Annotated in this window: 14 protein-coding genes; 8 read left to right on the forward strand and 6 right to left on the reverse strand. The window is 44.6% G+C overall.

All coding sequences use genetic code 11. From position 1 onward, the window contains the following. Positions 1-669: 669 nt before the first annotated feature. The gene (locus HMPREF1535_RS13310; protein WP_046145437.1) at positions 670-1,788 is read right to left on the reverse strand and encodes an IS110 family RNA-guided transposase; all 1,119 of its coding nucleotides are present in this window, start codon (positions 1,786-1,788) and stop codon (positions 670-672) included. 183 nt (positions 1,789-1,971) lie between these two features. On the opposite strand from HMPREF1535_RS13310, the gene HMPREF1535_RS13315 reads away from it, so the two are divergent. From HMPREF1535_RS13315 to HMPREF1535_RS13340, 6 genes are all read left to right on the forward strand, one after another. After that, on the forward strand, positions 1,972-2,481 hold the full coding sequence (locus HMPREF1535_RS13315; protein ID WP_007657623.1) for an RNA polymerase sigma factor: 510 nt from the start codon (positions 1,972-1,974) through the stop codon (positions 2,479-2,481). Positions 2,482-2,618: 137 nt separating this feature from the next. Then, the gene (locus tag HMPREF1535_RS13320) at positions 2,619-3,644 is read left to right on the forward strand and encodes a threonine aldolase family protein (RefSeq protein ID WP_007657625.1); all 1,026 of its coding nucleotides are present in this window, start codon (positions 2,619-2,621) and stop codon (positions 3,642-3,644) included. 226 nt (positions 3,645-3,870) lie between these two features. After that, a complete protein-coding gene (locus HMPREF1535_RS13325) occupies positions 3,871-5,700 on the forward strand; it encodes an endonuclease/exonuclease/phosphatase family protein (RefSeq protein ID WP_187386444.1) in 1,830 nt (609 codons plus the stop codon). A gap of 24 nt (positions 5,701-5,724) precedes the next feature. Then, entirely contained in the window at positions 5,725-7,104 is a 1,380-nt protein-coding gene (locus HMPREF1535_RS13330) for a nucleobase:cation symporter-2 family protein (protein WP_007657629.1), read from the forward strand. 5 nt (positions 7,105-7,109) lie between these two features. Beyond that, positions 7,110-7,676 carry a xanthine phosphoribosyltransferase gene (gene xpt / locus HMPREF1535_RS13335; RefSeq protein WP_007657631.1) on the forward strand — a complete coding sequence of 189 codons (567 nt, stop codon included), beginning with the start codon at positions 7,110-7,112 and terminating at the stop codon, positions 7,674-7,676. 28 nt (positions 7,677-7,704) lie between these two features. Next, complete coding sequence (locus HMPREF1535_RS13340) at positions 7,705-8,118, forward strand: PaaI family thioesterase (RefSeq protein WP_007657632.1); 414 nt, start codon at positions 7,705-7,707, stop codon at positions 8,116-8,118. A gap of 12 nt (positions 8,119-8,130) precedes the next feature. On the opposite strand, the gene HMPREF1535_RS13345 is transcribed toward HMPREF1535_RS13340, so the two are convergent. The 5 genes from HMPREF1535_RS13345 to HMPREF1535_RS13365 all read right to left on the reverse strand — a co-directional run bounded on the left by HMPREF1535_RS13345 (position 8,131) and on the right by HMPREF1535_RS13365 (position 15,317). Continuing rightward, positions 8,131-8,655 carry a histidine phosphatase family protein gene (locus tag HMPREF1535_RS13345; RefSeq protein ID WP_046146563.1) on the reverse strand — a complete coding sequence of 175 codons (525 nt, stop codon included), beginning with the start codon at positions 8,653-8,655 and terminating at the stop codon, positions 8,131-8,133. Position 8,656: 1 nt separating this feature from the next. Next, a complete protein-coding gene (locus tag HMPREF1535_RS13350; RefSeq protein WP_007657635.1) occupies positions 8,657-9,967 on the reverse strand; it encodes an ABC transporter permease in 1,311 nt (436 codons plus the stop codon). Continuing rightward, a complete protein-coding gene (locus tag HMPREF1535_RS13355; RefSeq protein ID WP_046146564.1) occupies positions 9,964-10,890 on the reverse strand; it encodes an ABC transporter ATP-binding protein in 927 nt (308 codons plus the stop codon). Before HMPREF1535_RS13355 ends, HMPREF1535_RS13350 begins: the two co-directional genes overlap by 4 nt. 13 nt (positions 10,891-10,903) lie before the next feature. Continuing rightward, positions 10,904-13,066 carry a DNA primase gene (dnaG, locus tag HMPREF1535_RS13360; RefSeq protein ID WP_010800174.1) on the reverse strand — a complete coding sequence of 721 codons (2,163 nt, stop codon included), beginning with the start codon at positions 13,064-13,066 and terminating at the stop codon, positions 10,904-10,906. A 658-nt stretch (positions 13,067-13,724) separates the two neighbouring features. Beyond that, complete coding sequence (locus HMPREF1535_RS13365; protein WP_046146565.1) at positions 13,725-15,317, reverse strand: DUF6377 domain-containing protein; 1,593 nt, start codon at positions 15,315-15,317, stop codon at positions 13,725-13,727. Positions 15,318-15,523: 206 nt separating this feature from the next. Between HMPREF1535_RS13365 and HMPREF1535_RS13370 the strand changes: the two genes are divergently transcribed. Both HMPREF1535_RS13370 and HMPREF1535_RS13375 read left to right on the forward strand, forming a co-directional pair. Then, a complete protein-coding gene (locus tag HMPREF1535_RS13370) occupies positions 15,524-17,380 on the forward strand; it encodes a glycoside hydrolase family 13 protein (protein WP_007657674.1) in 1,857 nt (618 codons plus the stop codon). A 16-nt stretch (positions 17,381-17,396) separates the two neighbouring features. After that, positions 17,397-19,607 carry a glycoside hydrolase family 97 protein gene (locus tag HMPREF1535_RS13375; protein WP_046146566.1) on the forward strand — a complete coding sequence of 737 codons (2,211 nt, stop codon included), beginning with the start codon at positions 17,397-17,399 and terminating at the stop codon, positions 19,605-19,607. Positions 19,608-19,633: the final 26 nt, after the last annotated feature.

Genomic DNA, 19,633 nt, shown 5'->3' on the forward strand with positions numbered 1-19,633 from the left:
ATACTTTTTATACTTAATTGAAAATTGTAACATACAACTTGTAAATTTTGAAATTCTTCAAGTTGTAAACTTGTAAAAGCTGTTCATTTTCAGCTGAATTTGTTATAAATATATTAAGTTACGATTTTTAATATTAATATTCCTCAAAGCGTCATCCAGTATCAATAATATTTCCTACATTTCCTCTATAAATAAACAAACGTGAGTTCGAAATAAGTACCATAACCTTCCTCAGAATAACAGTCAAGCCATGTTTAATAACATGTATGTGTAAAAATATAACAAAAAGTTTGTATTAAAGAAAAATAAACCTGTCCTTTGACGAAAAGATTTTAACTATGAAAAACACAAAGAGATAACATTGCCACAGTCTTGACTATGAAATGTATGATCTTTGGGAGGGAGTCTGTATAAGGGTCCCTTTTTTCTTATTATTTTCTGTGTAATAAAAGTTACACTAACCTTATTTCGAACTCCCGTTAAAATAAGATCACTTTGTAGCTGTCCCTACATTTTGTCTATGTAGAGAGTGATAAATAATTTCCTCTTCGAGCTTGTTTGTCTCAGACGCAATTCCTTGCCAGAGCGTGCCTGTATACCAGTTTGCAAAAACGGGGTTTACTCCACCACAAATATAAGGGTCTTGGAACGCTCATTAAGAAGCAACCATTAATTCACCAATGGCATATAAGGTTGCTTTTTAGCTAATAAATTCCAAATAACAACGAGTAGCTTTCGAGCATTTGCCATTAAAGCCTTGTTGTGATTCATTCTCTTTTTCAAGGTATGATATCTGCTATAAAATTTAGATGTTTGAGTCCTGCAGGCTCCCCATGCACATTGTGTAAGCATAACACGTAAATACTTGTTTCCATGTAAAGTCTTTCTTCCTTTGATCTTTCCTGCACTTTGATCATTTCGCGGTCTTAATCCAGCCCAGCCAACTAAAGCTGATGCTGTTAGAAAGGCTTTCATGTCAACACCGATTTCTGCTATGATTCTCATAGCGCTTTCCTCTTTTATCCCAGGAGCTGTTTGAAGGATTTCCAGTTCCTCGGCATAATGTCCCTCGCAAATTATTCGCATTTTCTCTTTACACTCAAGAAGCTGACGATCATAAAGTTCCACTTCTTCCAAACTCATTTTAAGCATGTCTCTGTCTGATGAAGATACAATACCAGTCAAAGACGACTTAATAACCTCATGACAATGTTTATTACGAATACGCTTGTGAACCAACAGAGCTAATACTTCAGAATCAGTTTCACCACAGATTAATGCATTGACCACCTTACGCATGGATTTACAACCAATATCAGAAACATAATTACTCAAACGAATATTGCAACGTTGCAACGTTAGATCGATAGCAGATTCAGCTTGCTGTTTGCGACGAGTCAAATGGAAGATACGACGACTGTACTGACGTAATTCCTGTATTTTTGAATCAGGAATATAACTTCCCTTAATTAGCTCTTTCTGAAGAACAGTCGCAATCCATTGGGCATCTTTAATATCAGTTTTACGACCAGGGAGTTGACGGATGAAATAAGGGTTAACCAATTTAACATCAAAATCGCATTCCAAAATGCGCCAAATAGGAACCCAATAAATACTGGTGCTTTCCATTGCAACTTTACCAACACCATGAGAGACTAAAGTGTCACGAAGGCGATCCAGTTCCGGTGTTAAAGTTCCAAACACATCTTCAATTTTCTCACCGTTTGCTGTGAGAATACACATAAAGACACTATCTTTATGCACATCAAGACCACAAACTCTGTCCATAAGATATAGTTTTTTTGTATTACAACTTTAAAATAACGAAAGTCGGTGGAATAACAGCAGGGAGTGGTCTTTATTTTTATTAGACGCGCTTATAAATCTCAATTTTTATGTAAGTTTGTATTGTCTCTCAATAGTGAGGGGCTATACTTAACCGGTATTAACCTTTTATAAATAGTAAGTAATATGAATGCGTTGCAATTTCAGAAAAAATTATTGAGCATGCAAGAAAACATGATGAATTTTGCATTGATGCTCACCGCAAATCGGGATGACGCCCAGGATTTGATGCAAGACACAACGCTGAAGGTTTTAGACAATCAGGAAAAGTTTGTTGACAATATTAATTTTAAAGGCTGGGTCTTGACCGTAATGCGTAATATCTTTATAAACAATTATCATAAGATTGTTCGTACGCAAACCGTTGTTGATCAGGGTGTTGATTTGTATAATTTGGACGTCGTGAATGATTCGGGATTTGATTCTCCGGACGGAGCTTATCAGATTCAGGAAATCACAAAAGCCATTAATGGATTGAATGATGAATTGAAAGTTCCTTTTTCCATGTTTTTAAGTGGCTATAAATATAATGAGATCGCTGACAAATTGAATGTACCACTGGGAACGGTAAAGAGCCGTATCTTCTTTGCCCGCCAGGAGTTGCAGAAAGTTTTGAAGGATTTTCGCCTGAGTTAGTGGTTAATATTCTAATAAACAAGTTAATAAAAAGAAGAGGCTTCCGGTTGGAGGCCTCTTCTTTTTTAATATATAGATGATAAAAATGACATATTAATGAATAAATCCGTACTTTTGCCGCAAAATACTAAAACACAATGAGAAGTTTTGCAAGCGATAACAATTCGGGCGTCCATCCATTCGTAATGGAGGCTGTGATAAAAGCAAATGAGGATCACGCAATCGGATATGGCGACGACCCCTGGACAAGTGCCGCAGTGGCAAAGATTAAAAGCATATTTGGTGAAGAAGCCTCTCCGTTCTTTGTTTTTAACGGTACCGGTGCTAATTCGGTGGCTTTACAGGCTGTGACGCGTCCTTTCAACAGTATTTTGTGTGCTGAGACGGCACATATTAATGTAGATGAATGCGGAGCTCCGGCCCGGATGACCGGCTGTGCGGTTGTTACTATTCCGACAACCGACGGCAAACTTACTCCCGAATTGATAAAACCGCGTTTGCATAACTTCGGCGTTTGCCATCATTCCCAACCGAAAGCTGTTTATATCTCCCAGGTTTCTGAGCTGGGAACGGTCTATACGGTAGAAGAAGTAAAAGCCATTGCCGATTTGCTGCATGCCCACAATATGTATCTGCACATGGACGGTGCCCGTCTGGCAAATGCCTGTGCATATCTGAATTGTTCCATGAAACAGGTAACGGTAGATGCTGGTGTGGATATCCTGAGTTTTGGGGGGACCAAAAACGGAATGATGATGGGGGAGGCTGTCGTTTCCTTCCGTCCTGAGATCACGGAGAATTTGCAGTATTACCGGAAACAATCGGCTCAGTTGGCCTCCAAGTTGCGTTATCTGTCTGCACAGTTTATTCCTTATCTTGAAAACAACCTTTGGCTTGAAAATGCGATGAAAGCCAATATCAGTGCAGCTAAACTGGCTGAGGCACTCAAACAATATCCCCAGATACAGTTTACCCAGAAGGTTGAAACCAATCAGATATTCTTCACCATCCCGGCAGAACCGCTGAAGAAATTGCAGGACCGTTATTTCTTCTATATGTGGAACGAAGAAAATAACGAGGCCCGCCTGGTTACTTCGTGGGATACGACCGGTGAAGATATTGCACAGTTCGAACAGGATTTGAAAGAAATAATGGGAGAATAATTTCGGGATATTTAGAACATTCTCGTTTTTTCTACCATACCTTTTGAGAAAAGAGGTAGGTGTAAATGAATTTAGAGGTACGTCTAAATCGATTTACACCTACCTCTAAATGAAATTAGACCTACCTCTAAAGGGAAAATCATTCCTTTTTCTTACTTTTGTCCTCTGTTAATCACTAAATAATAAACAGATGAGACACGGGAGTAGGTTCATGGCGATACTTTTTATGTTATTGCCGTTATGTAATATTTATTCACAGGAGAAAGGGGCAAGGGAGGATAACTCCTTGCGTATCATGAGTTATAATATCCGTAACGGGAGAGGATTGGATAATGTCTCCAATATTCAACGTACGGCTGATGTAATCAATAAGGTGCGTCCGAATGTTGTCGCTGTTCAGGAAGTGGACAGTGTAACGGGCAGAAGCGGCCAGACCGACATCTTGCGTGTATTGGCTGATAAGACGCTTATGTTTCCCGTTTATGCTCCCGCAATAAATTATGACGGCGGCAAATATGGTATCGGTATGCTGAGTAAGGAGAAACCGCTTCGCCATTACCATCTGGCTCTTCCGGGAAGAGAGGAAGAACGTGCTTTGCTGATCGTTGAATTTGAGAAATATATTTATTGCTGCACCCACCTGTCGCTGACAGGGGAAGATCGTCTGGCCTCCTTGGATATCATCCGTAAGGAAGTGGCAAAAGCCAATAAACCTTTATTCATAGCCGGCGATTTCAATGCCCATCCTGATTCGGAAGTCATACAGGAGGTTCAAAAGGATTTCGTTATCCTGACAAACACCAAGCAACCGACTTTCCCGGCCGACGAACCTACGGAAACAATCGATTATATCGCTGCTTATGCCAAGGACACAACGGCATTTACCCGCCTTTCTGCTTATGTCGTGAATGAGCCGGCTGCCTCCGATCATCGTCCGATTGTGGCGGAGATTGCTTTTATGCAGCCTGCCGCACAGATATTCCGTACGGAACCTTATTTGCAGAACCCGGTAGGAAACGGTATCACGGTTATGTGGCAGACAACGGTGCCTGCTTATAGCTGGGTGGAATACGGAACCGATAAGAACCAGTTGAAAAAAGCACGTACGATCGTGGACGGACAGGTTATTTGCAATGACTTGCAAAATAAAGTAAGACTGAACGATCTGGAACCGGGCAAGACGTATTATTATCGTGTTTGCTCACAGGAAATAATGCTTTATCAGGCCTATAAGAAAGTATTCGGCGAAACGGCTGTTTCCGATTTCCATTCATTCACCTTACCGGCTTCTTCCGATGCTGATTTTACAACTATTATCTTCAACGACCTGCACAAACATTCTGAGACATTACAAGCCCTATACAAACAAGTGAAGGATGTAGACTATGATTTCGTGATCTTTAATGGTGACTGCATCGATGACCCGAAAGATCATGACGAAGCGACTCATTTCCTTTCGGAGCTGAACGAGACGGTCGGTGCAGCTGATGTCCCTGTTTTTTATCTGCGTGGCAACCATGAGATTAGAAATGCTTATTCAATCGGGCTGCGCAGTTTGTTCGATTATGTAGGTGATAAAACGTATGGAGCATTCAACTGGGGCGATACCCGTATCGTTATGCTCGACTGTGGCGAAGACAAACCGGATGACCACTGGGTATATTATGGCTTGAATGATTTTTCGGCTTTGCGCGAAGCACAGGTCGGTTTTCTGAAAGAAGAACTGGCCTCGAAACCATTCAAACAGGCTGCAAAACGTGTCTTAATCCATCATATACCTATTTATGGTAAGGAGGTGGATCGTTATAATCCGTGTTTGGAGTTATGGGGAGGGCTGCTGGCAAAAGCACCGTTCAATATTTGTATCAATGCACATACGCACCGCCATGCCTATTATCCGAAAGGTACTGCCAACGGTAACAACTTCCCTATTATGGTGGGAGGAGGATACCGGATGGACGGTGCCACAGTGATGGTCCTTCAGAAGAAAGGAAAGGAAATGACGTTGCGTGTATTGAATGCCAAAGGCGAGACCTTGCAGGATTTGAAACTGTAATAGAATACAATATATAAAGTAAAGATGAAGATTAACACAGAGGAGTTAGAAGAGACTATTATCCCGGTAAAAGAAACAGATTTGATTTATGGCATCGATGACCGTCCGCCTTTAAAGGAGACGTTGTTTGCCGCTTTGCAGCATTTATTAGCCATTTTTGTCGCAATTATTACTCCGCCTTTGATTATTGCGGGGGCATTGAAGCTGGATCTCGAAACAACCGGTTTTTTGGTGTCGATGGCTCTTTTTGCTTCCGGTGTGTCGACCTTCATACAATGTAAGCGGATTGGTCCGGTAGGGGCAGGGTTGCTCTGTATACAGGGTACGAGTTTTTCTTTTATCGGACCGATCATCTCTGCCGGCCTGGCTGGCGGGTTGCCGCTTATCTTTGGTGTTTGTATGGCTGCCGCTCCGGTCGAGATGATTATCAGCCGTACATTTAAGTATATGCGTTCTATCATTACACCGTTGGTTTCCGGTATCGTTGTCTTGTTGATTGGTTTGAGCTTGATTAAAGTGGGGGTTGTCTCCTGCGGAGGTGGCTTTGCAGCGATGGATAACGGAACGTTCGGTAGTTTGGAGAATCTGGGAGTGGCGGCGACGGTGTTGTTGAGCGTCCTGTTCTTCAACCGTTGTAAAAATAAATACCTGCGAATGAGCTCGATTGTTCTTGGGCTGTGTATCGGTTACGGACTCTCCTTTGCTTTGGGCATGGTGGATATGAGCGCTGCCGCTTCACAAAATCTGAGCGGATTCAATATTCCGGTACCCTTTAAGTATGGGTTGGATTTTAATATATCTTCCTTTATTGCGATTGGGCTAGTCTACCTGATTACTGCGATCGAGGCGACCGGCGATGTTACTGCCAACTCCATGATTTCCGGTAAATCGATTGAAGGAGAGGGGTATCTGAAGCGTGTATCCGGCGGTGTGTTGGCGGATGGCGTGAATTCTTTCGTCGCAGGTGTCTTTAATTCGTTTCCAAACTCTATCTTTGCACAAAATAACGGGATTATCCAGTTGACAGGTGTTGCCAGCCGATATGTCGGTTATTATATTGCCGGAATGTTGATCCTGTTGGGGTTATTTCCGGTTGTCGGGGTTATTTTCTCTTTGATGCCCGATCCGGTCCTTGGGGGAGCGACTTTATTGATGTTCGGTACGGTGGCAGCGGCCGGTATCCGTATTATTGCCGCACAGGAAATCAACCGGAAAGCTACGCTGGTGCTGGCGGTCAGTTTGTCGTTGGGACTCGGTGTCGAGTTGATGCCCGATATTCTGAAAACGGCTCCCGAAGCGATTAAAGGTATCTTTTCTTCAGGTATAACAACTGGCGGATTAACAGCTATCATAGCCAATGTTTTGATAAGAGTAAAGGAAGATCAAGTAGATAAAACAGAATAAAACACATGGAATTACTTAAACAGCGTATTCTGCAAGATGGCAGATGTTATCCGGGAGGTATCCTGAAAGTCGATAGTTTCATTAACCATCAGATGGACCCGATGCTTCTGTACAAGGTTGCCGAAGAGTTCATCAATCGTTTTAAAGGCGAACATATTAATAAGATTGTAACGATCGAAGCCAGCGGTATTGCTCCGGCTATTATGGTGGGATATATTTTGCAGTTGCCGGTCGTATTTGTAAAGAAGAAGCAACCGAAGACGATGGAGAACATGCTGAGTACGGTAGTCCATTCTTTTACGAAAGACCGTGATTATACGGTTTGTATCAGTAATAACTTCCTGACGGCAGACGATCATATTCTTTTTATAGACGATTTCCTGGCTTTCGGTAATGCTGCCCTGGGAATGATTGATCTGGCAGAGCAGGCGGGTGCAACCATTTCCGGTATGGGCTTTATTATAGAAAAAGCCTTTCAGGATGGAGGAAAAGCCTTGCGTGAGTCGGGTATCCATGTGGAAAGCCTGGCTATTATCGACAATCTGGATGATTGTAAGATTACTATCCGCTAGAAAGAAACCAACTAATTGAGTAAAAATAATGAATGCAGAAGTAAAAGAAAGATTACTCGACAGGGTGAAGACAAACCCTTATGTGAATCATTTGGGGGTACAGTTCACTACTGTTGAAGATGGGATCGTTGAGGCGCGTATGCCTTTGCATGATGAACAACGCCAATATAGCGGCGTTATTCATGGTGGTGTATTGGCGGCTTTGGCAGATACGATAGCCGGTTTTGCAGCCTATACGATGACGCCGCTCGATAAAGACGTATTGACAGCCGAATTGAAAGTATCCTTTTTAAGGGCTGCCTGGGGAAAGGAACTGATCGCGAGAGGAACGGTTATCAAACCGGGACGGCACGTCCATTTCAGTGAATGTGAGATTTATTGCGACGATAAACTGGTCAGCAAAGCATCCGGTACATTCAGTGTCGTGCAGCCCCAGGTGTAAAGTAAATATCATTTAGAGTGAAAAGCGCAGGCAAGCTGTGTTTTTCATGATTGGCAGCTTCAGGATTTCCTCTTGCTGCCTTTTTTCTATACGGACGATAATGGCACGGTTGAAACCTCCGTGCCCGATAGCCAGGATACGTTTTCCCGAGAAGTTCGTTTGCAGGAATTGCAGAAACTCTCCGGCTCTTTTATATAAAGCCTCCACGCTTTCCACGCTTTCCGGCAGATTCTTGAAATCCATTTCATTGGCCACTTTTCCGGTATAGATACCCCAATCCATTTCCCTGAGCAGCGGTGTCCGGACAGGCTCCAATCCTTTGCGGCGGGCAACAGCCATAGCGGTGTCGTAGCTCCGGGCCAGGTCGCTGCTGACAATAACGTCGATTTCTTCCTCTTCCAGCAGGTCGGCCAACTGTTCCGCCTGCTGTTTGCCCAACTCAGACAGATGCCCGGGCATCTGTCCCTGCATAATACGCAATTTATTCTCTTCCGTCTCTCCATGACGGCTTAATATAAGTGAGATTGTTGAGTCCATCTTATTTATATTTAATCCATTTCACCATTTCCTTGATACTCGGTTTCTTACCGTACATCAGGATACCTACCCGGTATATTTTGGCGGATAGCCAGACTATGCCGATGGCAGAGGCATATAATAAAGAGACTGATAGTAATTTTTCCCATAAAGGAATTTCAAAAGGAATACGTACCATCATGACGATCGGTGAAGTGAACGGAACCATCGAACACCAGAATGCCAGCGGTCCGTCCGGATTCTCCATGCTGTAAATTCCGGCATATAATGCAAAGATCATAAAGATCGTGACCGGAGCCATAAACTGCTGGGTATCTTCCTGGCTGTCTACCGCCGAGCCGATAGCCGCGAATATGGATGCATACAACATATAACCTCCAATGAAATAGATAATAAAAGAGATACCGATTTCTGCAATATTGATTGAATTGATGATTCCCATGATTTCATTCCCGGAAGAAGAGGCTAAAGCGTTTGCATCCATCATCCCCATTTGAGGCCCAGCTTGCAGGGATGCCACATCGACTCCACCGGAGAACATAAAACCTCCTACACTGACCAGTATGGTCGTGATAATACCCCATAGGAATACTTGTGTAAGACCAACAAAACCGATACCGATAATTTTCCCCATCATCAGGTCGAACGGACGAACGGACGAGATCATCACCTCAATGATACGGTTGGTCTTTTCTTCCATAACCCCCTGCATCACCATTGCACCATACATCATAATAAACATATAGATAATGAACGTGAACACCATCCCGATGATCGAAGCGACGGTTGCCGATGAAGCACTTTCTTTTCCGTCTTCACTCCATTTTATGGTCTGTACGTTGAAATTGATTTTGCTTTCCCTGATGATCTCTTTCAGGTTAGGGATATTGAAAGAGGCGAGTTTTTCGCTTTCCAACTGCTTGCTGAGTGTCTGGTTGACCAAACGGCTCAGTTCGGCCGGAACCTGTTTTTCTGAGTAAAGGGTTGCTGCTTTAGGATTGTTCAGCAAATCGTCTGTGATACTCAGGAAGGCGAATACCTCCTTATCTTCACCCTGGCGATATTCGTCTAACGTTTTATCGCTGTGGATGAAATGAAAACTCTCGTTATTCTCGAACAGCGAGGCATATTTCCCGGTCGTATCGATGATGGCAACGTTACGTACTTCATCCCCTTTGATTGTCGATAGCCATAACGGTACGAATACCAGTGCGGCAAACAAAAACGGAGTCAGAAGTGTAAGCAGGATAAACGACTTTTTGCTTACCCGGCGCAGATATTCTCTTTTGATAATAAGTCCTATTTTATTCATGCCTGTGTGGTGTTTGTGCCCGATACGGTGTTAATAAATATATCATTCATGGAAGGAAGTTCCTCTGCAAACGACAGGATTTCGACCTGTTCGGACAGAGTAGACAGTAAAGTGGAATTACTGATCCCGTCGGCTTTATGGATTTGCAGTTCGCGTATTCCGCTTTGTTCTTTTTCGCAAAGCAGCGTGAAGATATCCGACGGAACGTTTGAAAGGACACTATCGGATGAGATACGTAATGTAAATGTATTGTTCCGGAAACGGTTTCTGACTTCTGCCACATTTCCTGATAATACCACTTGCGATTTGTTGATCAGAGCTATGTTATCGCATATCTCTTCCACCGAAGCCATATTGTGGGTAGAGAAAATAATCGTATGTCCTTTCTCTTTCAGTTCCAGGATTTCCTGTTTCAACCTTTCCGCATTCACCGGATCGAAACCGCTGAACGGTTCGTCGAAGATTAGCAATGACGGTTCGTGAATAACGGTAATGATAAACTGCACTTTCTGTTGCATCCCTTTCGATAACTCTTCCAGCTTTTTATTCCACCAGGGCATGATGTCGAACTTTTCAAACCAACGGGTCAGACGGGTCCGGGCTTCGGAATAAGACAGTCCTTTAAGTTGGGCGAGATAGATGGCCTGTTCGCCTACTTTCATCTTTTTATACAATCCCCGTTCTTCCGGGAGATAACCGATCTGGTAAATATCCTCCGGTCTCGATTCGCGTCCGTTGAAACGGACGGTGCCGCTGTCGGGGGCGGTGATGCGGTTGATGATACGAATCAGCGTGGTTTTTCCGGCACCGTTCGGTCCGAGTAACCCGAATATTTTCCCTTCGGGCACCTGTATGCTGACTTTGTTCAGGGCTAGATGATTGGCATATTGTTTAACCACATCTTCCGTTTCCAAAAAGTTCATAGGCTATAAGTTGTTACATTTTTAATACGATACGTTCTCCCAATTCCTTACTCAATACGTTTTTTATTTCATTCAGGCGTGTGAGTTGTTTCATCAGCTCGAACACCTTTTCTTCATTTCCTTGTGCGTGCGCCTCCTTGATGCCCAGTTGTGTCTCCTTTATCTGCCGGAGGATATAGGCATCTTTCATCGCATATATTTCGCGGGTGACTAACTGGTCCAGTTTATCCTGTTCCTGTTCCAACTCGCGGTATTTGCTGTGATACTTGCTCAGTTGATACTTTTCGCTGATCAGGTTGGCGGCCAGTCGGCTTACGTTCGGGTCCGGATGGGCCAGGAAATAACGGCTGGCAATAAATCCCTCGGTCTTGCATTTGTCTGCCGCTTCGTCGAGCATGCTTTTAATGATCGGGGTATAGAAAGTCAGGTCGTCACGCTCCAGGTCGTAACGGATATATTCGGCCACACGCATCACAATATGTTCGTTTGTCTCCTCATCCACATAATCGAAAAGGATTTGTTCGCCATACCGCACGATATATTTCAGCAACGTCAGTTCGTACACCTCGTAAGGCGAACGTTTCGGCTGGCCTGTTTGTACCGGTTGTACTGGTTGAACCGTCTGTGGCGGTTGTGCCGGCGGATAATCGGGAGGCGGAACATCCATAGGCCCGGTTTCTTCCATCGGATATTCTTCCGGTGGGGGTGGTGGAGGCATATAATCGTCCGGCAATGGCACGGTATCATCCGGTGGCAGAAAACTGTCTCCGGCAACCGGCTGGTAACCGGGCAGGTCCGGATATTCCGGTATCATACTCATCGTATTGGATACCGGGGGAGTTACCTGTCCCTGCATGTTCTGCCTTTCTTCCTTGCTTAACCGGATCTTATTGACTTCGTTCAGCAAGACCTGTTCGTCTATCTCCATCATGGCGCTGCATTCGCGGATATAGATGGAACGGGCTATATTATCGGGGATGATGGCAACCGTACGGATAATATCCGTAATCAGCGCCGAGCGCTTGATCGGGTCGGTTCCCGCATCATCCAGTAATAAACGGGTTTTGAAACGGATAAAGTCCGTTTCGCTTTGTTTGATAAATTCGGAAAACTGGCTGGCATTATGTTTGCGGGCAAACGAGTCGGGGTCTTCGCCGTCCGGCAAGAGAACCACTTTCACATTCATCCCGTCTTCCAGCAGCAGGTCGATACCGCGCAGGGCTGCTTTGATACCGGCGGCATCACCGTCATATAATACGGTTATATTACTGGTGAAACGATGTATAAGCCGTATCTGTCCCTGTGTAAGAGCCGTACCGGAGGAGGCAACCACGTTCTCTATTCCTGCCTGATGCATGGAGATTACATCGGTATAACCTTCCACCAGGAAACAACGGTCTTCCTTGACAATCGCCTGTTTGGCGAAATAGATACCGTAAAGCTCATTACTCTTATGGTAAATCTCGCTTTCCGGCGAGTTGACATATTTGGCTGTTTTCTCGTCTTTCTTGAGCACACGGCCGCCAAAGGCTACGACTTTTCCGCTTAACGTATGTACCGGAAATATCACACGGCCGCGAAAACGGTCATTGACTCCTCCATTGTCGTAGGCAATAACCAAACCGGTCTTTTCCAGAAACTCTTTCTTATAACCGTTTTTGGTTGCTTCCTTGTATAATGCATCGCGCTTGTCGAGACTGTAGCCCAACTGGAATTTACGGATGGTGTCTTCACGGAACCCACGTTCGGCAAAGTAACGGAGTCCGACCGTTTTCCCTTCTACATGTTCGTATAGTTGGGTGGTAAAGTATTGCTGTGCCCAGCTATTGACGATCAGCATACTTTCGCGGTCGCTTTTCCTTTGCTTCTCCTTGTCGGTCAGTTCCCGTTCCTGTATCTCGATGTTATATTTCTTGGCCAGATAACGCAAGGCATCGAAATAGTTCAGCTGTTCATGCTTCATAATGAAGTGAACGGCCGTACCACCTTCGCCACAGGCAAAGCACTTACATATATTTTTAGCCGGAGAGACGTAGAACGAGGGCGTTTTATCAGTATGAAAAGGACATAATCCTACATAGTTTATCCCTCGTTTGCGTAGGGTAACGAATTCGGAAACAACATCCACAATGTTTGCAGCGTCAAGTATCCGGTCTATGGTAGGTTGATCGATCATTTATTTCCTTCCTTTATAATGGGTCACAAATGTAATGAATTTATTTGAAAAGCAGGGTAACCGCCCCCAAAACAGTTTTCGACCGAAAGAAAACAGATTGGGGGCTGTTCTTTTTCTGACAAAGGTAGTTTAAAGCCATGAGAAAGTCCGCGACGGAAACAATCTCCCCCCTCCATGATTTTCACACCTCATCCTTCACATATGTAACAGATTGTATTATAGTTTCTTGTGGTGAACCCAGCCTTTACACTATTGTTTTTGGAACCGTAACAGGAAACCTTCCGGTGAGTAGGCATCGGTGTGGGAACGGATAGTTATCCGCAGGGTAACCGATGCTTGTCCGTTTGGGAGTCGCCCGCCTTCACATAGTAATGTGAGTGGTATTGATACTGCGATGCCGGCCGGATGAGATAGTAGGACCGGCATGATGGCATACCCGCCCTATAACGTACATACCGATAGGGTATAGGGGATCGGACGCTACTTTATAGGGTGTGATCTGCCGGGATATAGGGGGGAAACGCACACTTTTGTTCGAAACAACATTTTATCACCTATCTCTCTTTCTTCACTGCAAATCATTGTATTACAGTATGGTATAGCCGGTGAAGGGTGAAAGCAAAAGTATAAAACCCCTGTTTACAATCTGTATGAAAGATTAAAGGGAGGCAACTTCTTCTTCAAACTTCTCTTTGTCGAGCGCTTTGCTTCTCACTTTGCTGCGATACGAATAAACGGTAGCCAGCGAATAACCCAGAAAATGGGCGATATTGCTGCTGTCGTTGATCCCCAGGCGGATCAGGGCGAAGATACGGAGTTCCGTAGATAATATCTCTCCTGATTTTGGGCTTAGTTTTCCTTCCTCACTCATCAGGTCGTTAAACGATTTGATGAAATGGGGGAATAGCTTCAGGAACGATTTATCGAACTCATTGTAGAAATTCTTCCGTTCATCGCGTATGAATTGTTCGGACTTGATTGTTTTGAATAAGTCATCCAGTTTGGAGGCCATAGCCAGTTTCGCTAAAGAACGGCGGTACGTATCCAGTTTATCCAGATAGATGACACATTGGTTCAGGTAAAGGGCAATGTACTCTTCCTTTATTTTGCTGGCCTGGCTCAATTCTTTATTGATCTCCTGTAATTGCTCATTGGAGGCACTGACTGCTTTTCGCATGAGGGAAAGTTTCTTCATCTGCCGGTACAGGTAGATGATTGTTACCAATAATAAGAAGGATAAAAAGCTCACACTGATCAGTAACGTGCGCGATATCTGTTTCTCTTTCTCTATTTTCAGTTTATACACTTTATCCACGATCGGGAAAAACTCGGTTACTTCTACCGAACGGAGGCGGGCATTACAGGCAACGGCATCTTCCATCGAGCAACTCAGGTATTTGTAGGCTCGTTCGATATCTCCCTTTTCAAACATCAGCAATGCCAGTTTTTGCAGGGAGATATATTCACGTTTAGCTGTTTTCAGGTCGGCTATGGCGGTTTGTGCCAGGTAATAGATTTGTTTTTCGGTGTCGCCTTTCTGGGCATAGGCCTGCGACAGGTTGTATAACAGATAGACAAGTGACTCCTGATTGTCCAACCCTGCCAATTCTTTATCGATCAGTTCGATTGCTTTATCCGCTTGTCCCTCTACGATCATTTTGTCGGCCAGTACCACACTGTGGTCAAGCTGGTTGGTTGTGAGGGATAAGATGGAGTCGCGGTAGGCATTCGTTTTTTCGATATACTTATGTCGCTCGTCGGTACGGGTGTAGTCTGCTATCCAACCGTAGTAAGTACGACAGGTATAATAATAGTAAAGCAGGGTCTGGTTGTCCAGTTGATCCCGGCGTACCTGTTCCAGTTGGGCGGCCACCTCATTGTAAAGTCCCATGATTCCCAGAACTTCGGCTCTTGCGATCCATAAATCGTTCTCGTACTGTGGATTTTGGAGAGACGGAAGGAGCGCTTTCCTTTTTTCCAGATAATGCAGTGCCGAGTCGGCCTGGTAATGTAGGTAGATTCCGTACAGGGAGCTGTACAGGTGGTATTTTTCCTCCGGCGAAGGAGTGGCATGTGCCAGTTTCCGGATACTGTCTATCTCGTGTTCCCGCTGTTTGTGAAAGTCGGCTTTCATTGCGATAGTACGATCCAGCTCTTTGAGCAGGGATTTGATCGTCGGCTTATCGCCGGATGCATATGCCGGCAATATCGACAAAAGGAGTAGAAAAAGAGAATATAGCGTGTTTTTCATGTTGTTGATTTGATTCATCTAGCGCAAAGGTAGTGAAATACATTTGAAATACCTTCTAATGCGTTTTGATTTTTTGCCTGATTGAAATGTGTTATTGTGTTGTATTACAGGTAAAAAGGAGTTTTTAAGGTTTTGATTTTTTTTCTAATGCGTTTTCCCGGTAATCTATCCCGCTACATTTGCATCGTTCACCAACAAATCATTCCATGAAAAAGATAATTGTAACCTTTGTATTATGTCTGGGCTTTTGCCTGCCTGTTTTGTCAGGCGTAAAAATACAGAAAGTGGAACCTGCTTTCTGGTGGTCGGGTATGAAGAATCCCGAACTGCAAATCCTATTATACGGTACGGATATCGCGACCGATAGCGTATTGATAACTTCTTCCGATATTCGCGTGAAAGAGATCGTGAAGCTACAAAATCCGAATTACTTACTGCTTTATCTGGATCTGTCGGAAACAGCTCCCCAAGAATTTAACATTCAACTGACAAAGAACGGGGAACAAACGATCATCCCTTATCAGATAAAAGAACGCGAGAAGGATTCGTCTGTCCGGAAAGGTTTCCATGCTTCAGACGTTTTATACCTGATCATGCCCGACCGTTTCGCCAACGGTGATCCGAAGAATGATGTCGTTCCCGGAATGCGCGAGTCGAAAGTGGATCGTACGGATATGTATGCCCGCCATGGAGGTGACCTGAAAGGGATAGCCGATCATCTGGATTATTTCTCCGACCTGGGCGTTACCGCCATCTGGCTGAATCCTATCCTGAAGAACGATATGACCGAAGGTTCCTATCACGGGTATGCCATTACTGATTATTATGAAGTCGATCCTCGCTTCGGTGATAATGAAGAGTTTCGCCAACTGGTTAGTGCTGCCCACGATAAAGGATTGAAGATCGTAATGGATATGATCTTTAACCATTGCGGAAGCGAACATTTCTTCTTTACCGATAAGCCGTCCGACAACTGGTTCAACTTCCAGGATAATTTCGTACAGACCGGTTACCAGACGATGCCGCAGGCCGACACTTACCGTTCTGATTATGACAAAGTGAAAAATATAGACGGCTGGTTCACCCAGTCGATGCCCGACCTGAACCAACGTAACCGGCACGTGGCTTCTTACCTGATCCAGAACAGTATCTGGTGGATTGAATATGCCGGGATCAACGGTATCCGACAAGATACGCATCCGTATGCCGATTTCGATATGATGGCACGCTGGTGTAGGGCTGTTAATGCTGAATACCCCGATTTCAATATCGTAGGAGAGACGTGGATCGGAAATAATGTAGGTGTCTCTTTCTGGCAGAAGGACAGCAAAGTGGCTTATCCCCGGAACTCTTACCTGCCTACGGTCATGGATTTCCCTTTGATGAATATCATGTCGTCGGCATTCGATGAAGAGACGAACAGCTGGGATAGGGGACTGGCACGTATTTATGATTACCTGACACAGGATATCGTGTATGCCGACCCGATGAATCTGTTGGTATTCCTCGATAACCACGATACCTCCCGTTTTTATAAAGTACCGCCTACAGGCGACCTGAACCGTTACAAACAGGCTTTGGCTTTCCTGCTGACCGTTCGTGGTATCCCGCAGATTTATTATGGCACCGAAATACTGATGGCTGCCGATAAAGCCGAAGGCGATGGTGTTCTGCGTCGTGACTTCCCTGGCGGATGGGCTGGTGACAAGCAAAACGCATTTACTCCGGCCGGTCGTACCCCTCAGCAGAACGAAGCCTATACATATATAAGTAAGTTGCTCAACTGGCGAAAAGGCAATGATGCGATAGCCAAAGGCTCGTTCAAACATTTTATTACGCAGAACGAAGTATACGTTTACGAACGTAAGTATGGAAATCATTCCGTTGTCGTTTTCCTGAACGGTTCTGATGCCGACCGCACGGTCGATCTGGCTCCTTATCAGGAAGTGCTTCCCGCCCGTCGGGCTTACGACCTGTTGAATGATCGGCAGATCGATTTGCAGACCTCTTTACCGCTGAAAGGTAAAGGCGTATTGATCCTTGAATTCGGAAAAGTTAATTAAATCATATAATAACACCATGAGAAGTAAAGTATTAATATGGATCGCCCTGCTCGGATGCAGCACGATCAGTTATGCACAGCAATTGTTGTCGCCTGACGGAAACCTGGAAATGAACTTCCGGTTGGATGAAAAGGGTGCACCGGTTTATGACCTGAGTTATAAACAGAAAGAAGTGATCAAACCCAGCCATCTGGGATTGGAATTGAAGAAAGAAGATGCGGATGCCGCCGTCGACTTTGAGTTCAAGCAACGCAAGGACGTGGATGCACTGGATAAGAAAACGAATCTGTATGACGGTTTTCGGATTAAAGACACTCGTACTTCCAGTTTCAATGAAACCTGGCAACCGGTTTGGGGCGAGGAAAAAGAAATCCGTAATAATTACAACGAACTGGCTGTAACGCTGGAACAACCTTCCAACGACCGATCTATCGTGGTTCGCTTCCGCCTGTTCAACGACGGATTGGGTTTCCGTTATGAATTCCCTCAGCAAAAAGAGTTGAATTACTTCGTGATCAAGGAAGAAAAGTCGCAGTTCGCTATGGCAGGCGACCATAAGACATTCTGGTTGCCGGGTGATTACGATACACAGGAATATAGTACCATGACCTCTCGCCTGAGCGAGATCCGCGGTTTGATGAAAGAAGCTGTTACTCCCAACTCATCACAAACACCTTTCTCGCAGACCGGTGTACAGACTCCGTTAATGATGAAATCGGATAACGGATTATATATCAACCTGCATGAGGCCGCTTTAGTTGATTATTCCTGTATGCATCTGAATCTGGATGACAAAACGATGACGTTCGAATCATGGTTGACACCGGATGCAAAAGGCGATAAAGGATATATGCAGACACCTTGCCAGTCACCGTGGAGAACGGTTATCGTAAGCGATGATGCCCGTAATATCCTGGCATCCCGCATCACATTGAACCTGAACGAACCGTGTAAGCTGGACGATGTATCCTGGATCAAGCCGACTAAATATATCGGTGTATGGTGGGATATGATTACCAACAAAGGAACATGGGCTTATACCGACGAATTGAGCAGTGTCAAATTAGGCGAAACCGATTATACAAAAACAAAACCCAATGGCCGTCACTCCGCCAATACAACGAACGTAAAACGTTATATAGACTTTGCGGCAGCCAATGGTTTCGATGCCGTCCTGGTGGAAGGTTGGAACGAAGGTTGGGAAGACTGGTTCGGCAAGAGTAAAGATTATGTATTCGACTTTGTTACTCCCTATCCGGACTTCGATGTACAAGAAATCCATCGTTATGCAGCCAGCGAAGGAATAAAGATGATGATGCACCACGAAACATCCGCTTCTGTCCGCAATTATGAACGTCATATGGATCAAGCCTATCAGTTTATGGTAGACAATGGCTATACCAGTGTGAAGAGTGGTTACGTAGGTGATATCATTCCCCGCGGAGAACATCATTACGGACAGTGGATGTGTAACCATTATCTGTATGCCGTGAAGAAAGCAGCCGACTACAAGATCATGGTAAACGCTCACGAAGCAACACGCCCGACCGGCCTGTGCCGCACCTATCCGAACCTGATCGGTAATGAATCGGCCCGCGGAACAGAATATGAATCATTTGGAGGTAATAACGTGGATCATACAACGATTCTTCCTTTTACCCGTCTGATCGGTGGCCCGATGGATTATACGCCGGGTATCTTCGAAACACATTGCAGCGCGATGAATCCGTCGAACACCTCTCAGGTTCGTTCGACACTGGCACGCCAGCTGGCACTTTACGTAACGATGTACAGTCCGCTCCAGATGGCAGCCGATGTCCCCGAACATTACGAACAGTATGCCGATGCCTTCCAGTTTATTAAAGATGTCGCTCTCGATTGGGACAAATCGCTTTACCTGGAAGCAGAGCCGGGCGATTATATCACGATTGCCCGCAAAGCAAAAGGAACAGGTAACTGGTTCGTTGGCTGTACGGCCGATGAGAACGGACACGAATCCCGCCTGTCTTTCGACTTCCTCGATCCGGGAAAGAAATATGTGGCCGTAGTTTATGCTGATGCTAAAGATGCCGACTGGAAAAATAATCCGCAGGCATATACTATAAAGAAAGGTGTGTTGACAAGCAAAAGCAAATTGAATTTGAAGGCAGCCAGTGGCGGTGGCTTTGCTATCAGCATTCAGGAAGTGAGCGACCCGAAAGAATTAAAAGGGTTAAAAAATCTATAAGGTAAAAGGATTGTTAAGGTTATTAA

This window comes from Parabacteroides goldsteinii DSM 19448 = WAL 12034, from assembly GCF_000969835.1.
Classification (GTDB): domain Bacteria; phylum Bacteroidota; class Bacteroidia; order Bacteroidales; family Tannerellaceae; genus Parabacteroides; species Parabacteroides goldsteinii.

Coding starts and splice junctions, on each gene's coding strand:
- HMPREF1535_RS13355 (WP_046146564.1), bottom strand. CDS start 10,890: ATGAACTTTTTGGAAACGGAAGATGTGGTTAAACAATATGCCAATCAT.
- HMPREF1535_RS13370 (WP_007657674.1), top strand. CDS start 15,524: ATGAAAAAGATAATTGTAACCTTTGTATTATGTCTGGGCTTTTGCCTG.
- HMPREF1535_RS13325 (WP_187386444.1), top strand. CDS start 3,871: ATGTTATTGCCGTTATGTAATATTTATTCACAGGAGAAAGGGGCAAGG.
- HMPREF1535_RS13365 (WP_046146565.1), bottom strand. CDS start 15,317: ATGAAAAACACGCTATATTCTCTTTTTCTACTCCTTTTGTCGATATTG.
- HMPREF1535_RS13315 (WP_007657623.1), top strand. CDS start 1,972: ATGAATGCGTTGCAATTTCAGAAAAAATTATTGAGCATGCAAGAAAAC.
- HMPREF1535_RS13350 (WP_007657635.1), bottom strand. CDS start 9,967: ATGAATAAAATAGGACTTATTATCAAAAGAGAATATCTGCGCCGGGTA.
- HMPREF1535_RS13330 (WP_007657629.1), top strand. CDS start 5,725: ATGAAGATTAACACAGAGGAGTTAGAAGAGACTATTATCCCGGTAAAA.
- HMPREF1535_RS13340 (WP_007657632.1), top strand. CDS start 7,705: ATGAATGCAGAAGTAAAAGAAAGATTACTCGACAGGGTGAAGACAAAC.
- xpt (WP_007657631.1), top strand. CDS start 7,110: ATGGAATTACTTAAACAGCGTATTCTGCAAGATGGCAGATGTTATCCG.
- HMPREF1535_RS13310 (WP_046145437.1), bottom strand. CDS start 1,788: ATGGACAGAGTTTGTGGTCTTGATGTGCATAAAGATAGTGTCTTTATG.
- HMPREF1535_RS13320 (WP_007657625.1), top strand. CDS start 2,619: ATGAGAAGTTTTGCAAGCGATAACAATTCGGGCGTCCATCCATTCGTA.
- HMPREF1535_RS13375 (WP_046146566.1), top strand. CDS start 17,397: ATGAGAAGTAAAGTATTAATATGGATCGCCCTGCTCGGATGCAGCACG.
- HMPREF1535_RS13345 (WP_046146563.1), bottom strand. CDS start 8,655: ATGGACTCAACAATCTCACTTATATTAAGCCGTCATGGAGAGACGGAA.
- dnaG (WP_010800174.1), bottom strand. CDS start 13,066: ATGATCGATCAACCTACCATAGACCGGATACTTGACGCTGCAAACATT.